This window comes from Vibrio sp. 99K-1, assembly GCF_013114585.1.
Lineage (GTDB): Bacteria > Pseudomonadota > Gammaproteobacteria > Enterobacterales > Vibrionaceae > Vibrio > Vibrio chagasii_B.
On sequence record NZ_VTXF01000047.1, the window covers coordinates 23,467 to 32,095 of the forward strand.

An 8,629-nucleotide genomic window follows, 5' to 3' on the forward strand; every position below is an offset into this window, starting at 1 on the left:
CCTATTTAATTTTCTTTGCTGGATTACCAAACACTGTCAATCCAGGTTTTACTTTCGATATAACTACGCTGCCTGCACCTATCACAGCGTCATTTCCAACTTTTACCTTAGGTATTACGGCTGCACTAGATCCCACAAAGACCTTAGAACCAAGTTCAACAAATCCAGTGATATCACAATGACCGCTCAAAGTGCAGAAATCACCGATTTTTGCATCATGTCCAATCGTCGATAAAACATTGATTGTATTACAGTTACCAATGCTAACGTTAGCCGTTATTACACTTTGAGGTGATACTATAGTTCCTTCCCCAAGCACAACAGATTCACCAACAAATGCTGAATCATGTACATAGGTAATAAACTCATGCCCAAGATTCTTATAAAACTTATAGAGCTTCTCCTTCAAGCTAGGATTGGCAATTGCCATCACTAACTTAGAACATTTTGGTAGCTCTTTTGTAAATAAACCATTTACAATGCTATGCTCAAGAAAAAAATCATCTAATGCTTGAGGGTTATCGTCTAAAAAGCCAGCACAGGAAAAACCATCAATTTTAAATCGATTTTCCCTAAGGTATGAGTAGACTTCTCTTGCAAATCCCCCTGCCCCCAAAATATAGAAGGTTTTATTCACGATCACTCCCTTTAAATTCAGTCATCGTTGCCTCACCATCAGCTGAAATTCCCTCTTTAATAAATACCTTCTTGACCGTCAAAAATAGTATTCTCAGGTCCAGAAGAAGAGATTGATTTGATACATACCAAACATCATACTCGAATTTCTGTTCCCAGCTTATCGCATTACGGCCATTGACTTGAGCCCACCCAGTGATGCCCGGGCGCACATTATGCCGTGTTGCTTGGCGCGCATTATACAATGGTAAATACTTCATCAAAAGAGGTCTTGGACCCACTAAGCTCATATCGCCCTTAAGCACATTCCATAAACCCGGTAATTCATCCAAACTTGAAGACCTAAGCTTTTTGCCAAATGAAGTTAAACGCTCACTGTCGGGTAAAAGCCTTCCCTTGGAATCAACGGCATCCTTCATAGAACGAAATTTAACCATTTCAAATGGAGTCCCGTGCAACCCTGGACGAGTTTGTCTAAAAAGAACGGGAGAACCAAGGTTTCTCCTAATCTTCCATGCGACAAAAGCAATTATAGGAAACAAGAGAATTAGTGCAGAAAGCGATACACAGAAGTCAAACAACCTTTTCATCGAACCTCCTCAAAAACTGAAATAAACTTTGCTACTCCCTGTTTTAGTGACAAGTTCTGCTCATAATAATTCTTTCCTGCATTCCCCAGACTCAGTCGCTCACTATCTGATAAGTCGCATACATACGCTATCGCCTCAGCTAGTGACTCAGGGTTGTCTGGTTGGCACGTTACACCAGCTCCTGCTTTAGTTATCAAATCAGAGGCGTCACCGGAAACTCCCATTATGATTGGTTTACCCATTGCCATGTTTGCTTGAGTCCTTGAAGGAACTGTAATTTCGAATAGTTCGTTTTTGTTTAAATGGACGAGTAGAATATCAGCACAAGAAAGTAATGATCCTACTTGCTGCATTGGAACTCTTGGTAAAAAATATACGTTGCTTAATCCAAGCTCTTTACTCTTTTCTATTGCAGCCTGTTTAGCGACCCCATCACCAAGAAAAACAATATTAACTCCAACATTATCTTTATTCAAAATCTCTGCGGCCTGAATAATTGAAGGTAACCCTTGGGCAAAGCCAAGATTACCGGCAAATAATAGATTTAAATTTCCATTTTCTGGCATTTTTAAGTCTGTATATTCCAAGTTATTTAGAGCTGGCTCATTACACCAATTATAAATCACTTCAATTTTTTTCTCCGACACACCGCGAGATATTATTCTATTTTTAAAACCTGGAGATAGAACAACAATTTTTGATGCTCTCTTATATATAAGGTCACAAGTTTTACCTACGACATTAAGGAGTCTTTTGTTATTTATCATTCCAGTTGCAGACAACGTATCAGGCCACAAATCTTGCACATCTACCACGAACGGAACTCGCTTAAACAGTCCCAACAAACAAGCAGACAAAGATGTTGTTAGAGGGGGATGGTAACAATAAATCACATCAACATTTCGAGTTTTCAACATCCCAACAAGGAAACTACAAACCGCAAAAGATACATAGTTTAAGACTCGTTTAGAGGCTGAGCCATCATGGCTTGGATATAAAGGTGCCCTATGAACCGTGATACCATCCATAATCTCTTTTTGGTAAATGTTAATTTTGTAACCGTCGTATAATTTCCCACCTGGGTAGTTTGGAAAACCAGTCAGAACTTCAACCTCATGTCCTTCATCACGCAACGCTTGTGCAAAAAGGAGCCCCTTAAAAGTTGGTTCAGGCTCAAACCATTGAGTTAACAAAAGAATTTTCATATATGGCTCTATCTTATAACTCGTGAGCTAAACCCACGAGCTAATTCATTTAATACTCTTTCCAAACAACGCGTTTAACGTAATCTGTATAGGAGTGAATGATTCTGACCATTTTATCAGATACATTAGGCATGCTGTAATCGTATACTGGGCGTAATAATCGCTCATGACCACTTGGCTGAGTTTCTAATACCTGCAGCGCTTGCATTACACGCTCTACATCTAAACCAACCATCATAACCGAAGCCTCTTCCATCCCCTCTGGGCGTTCATGTGCTTCGCGCAAATTTAATGCAGGGAAATTCATGATCGAAGACTCTTCATTAATTGTTCCGCTGTCAGAGAGAACCACTTTGGCATTTTTCTGAAGATGATTATAGTCATGAAAACCCAAAGGTTTGAGTAATTTAATGTTCTGATGAAACTCAATACCTTGAGCTTCAATTCGGTTACGAGTTCTAGGATGTGTTGAGACTATTACTGGTAAATTATAATACTCTGCAACAGTGTTTAGTGTCTCGGCAAGCTTCGCTAATTGTTTTGGAGAGTCTACATTTTCTTCACGATGAGCACTCACCACAAAAAACTGCCCTTTTTCAAGTTTTAATCGGGCTAGCACATCTGAGCCATCAATTTGAGGCATATACTGACTTAGCACCTCAAACATTGGACTGCCTGTTTTTATCACTCGATCAGCAGGTAGACCTTCCGCAAGTAAGTAATCTCGCGCAATCGAGCTATAAGTTAGGTTTATATCGGCGGTGTGATCAACAATACGGCGGTTAGTTTCTTCTGGTACACGTTGATCAAAACAGCGATTGCCTGCTTCCATATGAAAAATGGGTACTTTTCGACGTTTTGCGGGTATGGCAGACAAGCAAGAATTAGTGTCACCCAAAACTAACATTGCGTCAGGCTGGATCTCTTCTAATGCTTGATCCACCTTGATGATCACTTGCCCAATGGTCTCTGCTGCATTTTTACCAGCAGCACTTAAAAAATAATCCGGTTTACGTACACCTAAATCACTAAAAAAGACTTCGTTAAGCTCGAAGTCGTAGTTTTGACCTGTATGAACAAGAACATGGTCACAGTGCTCATCTAATTTAGCCAACACTCTAGATAATCGAATGATTTCAGGTCTAGTACCGACCACTGACATTACTTTTAGTTTTTTCATTTTTTATTCCTACAGCGGCTTTGAAAAAGTGTCTGGTTTTTCGCGGTCAAAGATTTCGTTAGCCCATAGCATTACAATAAGTTCAGAGTCACCAATATTAGTCACATCATGAGTCCAACCAGGGACAGTTTCGACCACTCGGTAATCATCACCCGTAACATCTAACTCGTAGCATTCACCAGTTGAGATATGTTCAAACCGAAATCTTGCTTGCCCCTTAATAACCAAGAATTTCTCATTTTTTGAATGATGATAATGCCCGCCACGCGTAATACCCGGATGAGCAGTAAAGAAAGAAAACTGCCCTGCATCCTTAGTTTTTAAAAGTTCACAAAAAGAACCACGAGGATCTGTATAAGCTGGGACTGTATATGAGAACTGTTCTGGGGAATAGTAACTAATGTAGGTAGAATAAAGTGCTCGTAAGAAGCCAGACCCTACGTTTTCAGTTATCAAAGATGACTTGCTCTTTTTAAATGACTCAAGCGCGTTAGCAACCTCACCAACCGTTGTTGGATAAATTGGCTCAATTTGTTGCTCTCCAGGTTCCTCGTCATGATTTAGATGATTAATAAAATGTTCACAAACTGTATCGATGTAAACTAAATTAACTTTTGCGGCAGGGTCATTGATCGTCAACGGTAGACCGTTTGCTACATTATGACAGAAAGTAGCAACCATTGAGTTGTAGTTTGGTCGGCACCACTTACCAAAGACATTTGGCAAACGATAGATATAAACTTTTGCTTGAGACTGTAAGCCGTATTCATTTACAACGTCTTCTGCCTGAGCTTTACTGACACCATATGGGTTCGATTGTTCTGCTTGTATCGAAGAAGTTAGAAGAATGGGTGTAGCTTTATTTAGTTCGTTTAGCTTAGTTACAATATGCGAAGTTAGATCAGCATTACCTTGTTTGAATTCATCGTCATTTTTTGGCCGATTAACACCAGCCAAATGATAAATAAAATCTGCTGTCTCTAACGCATTATCTAGCTCTTGAAGTGAATGGGCTCGGTCAATTTTAACGATATCTGTAAAACCTTGCTCTGCTAGTTGAAAACAAAGGTTTTTGCCAATAAAGCCATTTGCGCCTGTAACTAAAATTCTCATTACACACCCTCTGGCACGTTAAGACTGCCAGCTTCGATATCAACAATAAAATCCAACTTATGAAGTAGCTTAACCATACCAGCTACATCTAAGCGATCGGTATTGTGAGAGTTATAATCTTCAATAACACTTAAATCTTGCTCACCTTCTTCAACATACTGTGAATAATTTAAATCTCTGTTGTCTGAAGGAATTCGGTAGTAACCACCTTGATCTTCAGCAACAAACATCTCTTCACGGCTACATAATGCCTCATACAGTTTTTCACCATGACGAGTGCCTATCACATTGACTTCATGTTCAGGTTTGGACGTAATGGTTTTCAAAGCCTGTACTAAAACATCAATAGTTGCAGCGGGAGCTTTTTGCACGAAAATGTCACCATTAACACCGTGTGTAAATGCATGCAATACAAGATCCACAGCATCGTTAAGAGTCATCATAAAGCGTGTCATGTTAGGGTCTGTAATTGTTATTGCATCGCCATTAATGATTTGGCGCAAAAACAGTGGGATAACGGAACCACGAGATGCCATAACATTACCGTAACGTGTAGCTGATATAACAGTCTTGTTAGGATCAACATTACGGGATTTAGCAACAATGACTTTTTCCATCATCGCTTTTGAAATACCCATAGCATTAATTGGATAGACGGCTTTATCAGTGCTTAAACAGACAACTCTCGCAACTTCGTTTGCAATACAAGCTTCTAGAACATTCTCTGTTCCTAACACATTGGTCTTAACAGCCTCCATCGGATGGAATTCACAAGAGGGGACTTGCTTAAGAGCTGCTGCATGATAAACAAAGTCAACACCGCGAGTTGCAGACAAAATAGAGTTATAATCTCGCACATCGCCAATATAAAACTTTAGTTTAGGCGAATTGTACTTCTTCCGCATATCATCTTGTTTTTTCTCGTCGCGCGAAAAAATTCGGATTTCACCGATGTCCGTTTTTAGAAAACGGTCAAGAACTGCGTTTCCAAAAGAGCCAGTCCCACCAGTAATCAATAATATTTTTTTGCTAAAAATGTTTAACATACTCTTCCTTATCTCGAATCAAATCAACCTGACTTTTTGAGAAACCTGATACCTTGTTTATAAAAATAATCACAAAAGCCTTGCGGTAACAAACTCACCACAGACAAAGATAAACCTGTGGATAATTTATAAGGGATCCCCAATTCTTTTAACAAATATCTGAATTCTTTGTACGCTACTCCGCCATTACTTTTGCACCTTAGAGCATAGCTAATCAACCTTCTATTATATTCCTTATTGAAGGACTCTAGTATATCTTCGGAATATATTGATGAAAGATTAAGAATTACTTTTCTCAGAAAGACTTGGTACCTTAAGTTGGATAAAATAGATGCTCTATCTTGGAGGGCAGACTTATTTTTAGCTGCTTCATTCTTTCCAAAGTAATTCTCACCGTCCCCCCCTAAAACCAAAGCTCCACTATTTATATACTTATAATCTGAAAATTCATAGTTGAGAGCTACGGTTAAGTAAACTTGCGTATAAATACATGAAGACAAAAATACCTTGTCTAATTTCAATGAACAGACTTTTTCCCTATCAAAAATCAAACCAGAGAAGAGTATTGAGTTATAAATAAGTTGAGAAGTAGAGAGTTCTAAAATATTAAAGTTCGAGTCAACAACTCTTTTCATCTCACCTGATTCGATATATGAACTAATATAAAAAGGTTTGCGACTTTTTTTCAACTCAGATATAACATCTAAAAACTCATTCCCTACAATAAAGTCATCATCACTCAACAAGTAAACATATTGAGAGTTCGTAATATAGAATGAGTCCATAAGGTTAGAATCATAACCCATATTTTTTTCATTCTGATGAAGACTGAGAGGCACCGATAAAACATCTTGAAACTCAGAACAAATATCTTTTATTTCACCAATTAAGGGGGAGACGTCATCCTTAATAATTATACAGAATTCGTCGCTTTTGACATCGACAAAGTTTTCAAGAATTCTCCTGACTTGTTGAGGTCGATTATATGACAAAATTACAATTGAAACTAACATGATATAAAATCCAAAATTCTATTCTTTATATTACCTGCGTTAAATGCAAACAACGACTTTATAAGAAAAAAGGCTAATTTAAACCTAAGGTTTAGTATCGAAAAAACAATTAGCCTTACATGGGAATAGTTAAAATCTTTTACTCTGCTACTTGGGTAAACCCTAAATATAACTCTTTTACCCAGAAAGCTCTTCTCTGTACTGTCTTGTAGAGACTCGTGGTCAATCCCTTTAATACTTATAGGTTTTATGCTTCCACCATCAATAATAGTTTGGCAGCAATATTCATAATCTACACATTCAACATGATAACTTCGATTATGCATTAGTGATTCTTCATTGATTCTAAATAGACAACCGCTACTCGGGAAAAAACCAGATTTAAACTTTTCAACATTTTCGCTAGTATAAAATATTGAGTAGCCATCATTATCTTTCAGATCACCTCTATACCTTGTAAGTATGTTGCTCAACGTTTCTCTACCAACAATAGTATCTTGATCAAAGTAAAGAAAATCACCACCTCCATTTTTAAGTAGCATAGTTTCTAGATCATTAAATGCAACACCAAGCCCTGCGTTAATATTGTCCCCGAGTATATTGATACCCATTTTTTTTAGCCGAATTATATCATCTTCACTGGCATGGTTCAAATAAACGAAAACATCAAAACCTTTATCGATAGCATTCGATATATTTACATATACGTTGTCATCTGGATTATAAACAACAGTAAAAAACACCAACTTTTTATTCATAGTAACATTCCTAAAAGTGTTATTTTAGCTACTTACAATAATTAATAATAAAAATTAAAGTACGCATAACTAATATTTAGCTTCTTTCTTTTTCACTACACAGCTTAAAAAATGAGCAGACAGAACCAAATAAATTAGCTGTGTAACTCCCGAAGATCCTAAAATATAGACGTCTTTTAGGTTTAAAAATGGTAACATAAAGAAACATACAGCAACGAAAGGTTTGAAAACTGAACTTTTTGTACAGATTGATAGGAAAAATGATATTACAAAAAAACTACCAATGAACAAAATAGAATAAATTAACCCGCCGAAATTCGTTAGAAGTATCAATCCAAGATCACTATCTATATAGGGCATATTATTGCTTCTACCAAAATTCCCATCACCAAAAATCACATCATTTGGAATGATCAGCATGTTATTTATAATATAGTTAACAGTATCACCTGAAATTTGATTTGAGTTTTCAAAGAATAAAGAAAATGCCCACATATAAAAATACATAACTTCTTCAGTGTAAATAAAAAAAGTAAGTACCAAAAATATTAATACCATAAAGAAAACGCGATAAAGGATCGATTTTTTTATTCTTAAAAAATAAGAAGGTAAGATCAGGGACAAAAGGCAGATAGAAGAGATCAATATCATCCCGGTCCTTCCAGAATACACAGCCGCTAGCGAAGAAAGTGCGGCAAATAAGTATAGATATATTACATTTCTATTGCTAAAGTTATAATTAGACATGAATATAAAGGTAATAAATACTGAAAACCCATAGAAAACAGACAATATTGAAAAACCACTCTCAAACATGCCACTAATTCGCCTTCCCAACTCAAAATATACTCTAGCTGTTTCTGAAAGACCAAATATATTATAAAATTCCACACCAAAATCTTTACTGTAAATGATTAAGATTGAAAAGGCTACATTTACAAAAACAGCTAATATAATATTTCTTAAAACATAATACTTCCAATATTCATCATATAAGCTATGATAGAGATCGACAATAGCTCTCGATGACAAAAACAGCATAATGGATATAATAATAACTTTTATTACTGTCTCTTATACACATCTCC

At 36.7% G+C, this 8,629-nt stretch carries 9 protein-coding genes; all 9 read right to left on the minus strand.

Features of this window, described 5'->3' with window-relative positions; translation table 11 throughout:
- Nucleotide 1: 1 nt before the first annotated feature.
- Nucleotides 2-637, minus strand: a complete 636-nt coding sequence (locus tag F0228_RS24605) for an acetyltransferase (RefSeq protein WP_171762982.1) — start codon at nt 635-637, stop codon at nt 2-4.
- Nucleotides 630-1,226, minus strand: a complete 597-nt coding sequence (locus F0228_RS24610) for a sugar transferase (protein ID WP_171730450.1) — start codon at nt 1,224-1,226, stop codon at nt 630-632. The genes F0228_RS24605 and F0228_RS24610 overlap by 8 nt, the downstream gene beginning before the upstream one ends.
- Nucleotides 1,223-2,431 (minus strand): glycosyltransferase family 4 protein, encoded by a 1,209-nt coding sequence (locus tag F0228_RS24615; RefSeq protein ID WP_171730449.1) that lies wholly within the window; start codon nt 2,429-2,431, stop codon nt 1,223-1,225. Before F0228_RS24615 ends, F0228_RS24610 begins: the two co-directional genes overlap by 4 nt.
- A gap of 49 nt (nt 2,432-2,480) precedes the next feature.
- The gene (gene wecB / locus F0228_RS24620; protein WP_171730448.1) at nt 2,481-3,611 is read right to left on the minus strand and encodes a UDP-N-acetylglucosamine 2-epimerase (non-hydrolyzing); all 1,131 of its coding nucleotides are present in this window, start codon (nt 3,609-3,611) and stop codon (nt 2,481-2,483) included.
- A gap of 9 nt (nt 3,612-3,620) precedes the next feature.
- Nucleotides 3,621-4,724: an NAD-dependent epimerase/dehydratase family protein gene (locus F0228_RS24625; protein ID WP_171730447.1), complete on the minus strand. Its 1,104-nt coding sequence runs from the start codon at nt 4,722-4,724 to the stop codon at nt 3,621-3,623.
- Nucleotides 4,724-5,761: a polysaccharide biosynthesis protein gene (locus F0228_RS24630; protein WP_171730497.1), complete on the minus strand. Its 1,038-nt coding sequence runs from the start codon at nt 5,759-5,761 to the stop codon at nt 4,724-4,726. Before F0228_RS24630 ends, F0228_RS24625 begins: the two co-directional genes overlap by 1 nt.
- Before the next feature lie 32 nt (nt 5,762-5,793).
- Nucleotides 5,794-6,783, minus strand: a complete 990-nt coding sequence (locus F0228_RS24635) for a glycosyltransferase family 2 protein (RefSeq protein WP_171730446.1) — start codon at nt 6,781-6,783, stop codon at nt 5,794-5,796.
- Nucleotides 6,777-7,541, minus strand: a complete 765-nt coding sequence (locus tag F0228_RS24640; RefSeq protein WP_171730445.1) for a hypothetical protein — start codon at nt 7,539-7,541, stop codon at nt 6,777-6,779. Before F0228_RS24640 ends, F0228_RS24635 begins: the two co-directional genes overlap by 7 nt.
- Nucleotides 7,542-7,610: 69 nt before the next feature.
- Entirely contained in the window at nt 7,611-8,432 is an 822-nt protein-coding gene (locus F0228_RS24645) for a hypothetical protein (protein WP_171762983.1), read from the minus strand.
- Nucleotides 8,433-8,629 lie beyond the last annotated feature (197 nt).

Excerpts from the sequence above, each read along its gene's own strand:
- wecB (WP_171730448.1), bottom strand. The coding sequence starts at position 3,611 with ATGAAAAAACTAAAAGTAATGTCAGTGGTCGGTACTAGACCTGAAATC.
- F0228_RS24640 (WP_171730445.1), bottom strand. The coding sequence starts at position 7,541 with ATGAATAAAAAGTTGGTGTTTTTTACTGTTGTTTATAATCCAGATGAC.
- F0228_RS24615 (WP_171730449.1), bottom strand. The coding sequence starts at position 2,431 with ATGAAAATTCTTTTGTTAACTCAATGGTTTGAGCCTGAACCAACTTTT.
- F0228_RS24610 (WP_171730450.1), bottom strand. The coding sequence starts at position 1,226 with ATGAAAAGGTTGTTTGACTTCTGTGTATCGCTTTCTGCACTAATTCTC.
- F0228_RS24635 (WP_171730446.1), bottom strand. The coding sequence starts at position 6,783 with ATGTTAGTTTCAATTGTAATTTTGTCATATAATCGACCTCAACAAGTC.
- F0228_RS24625 (WP_171730447.1), bottom strand. The coding sequence starts at position 4,724 with ATGAGAATTTTAGTTACAGGCGCAAATGGCTTTATTGGCAAAAACCTT.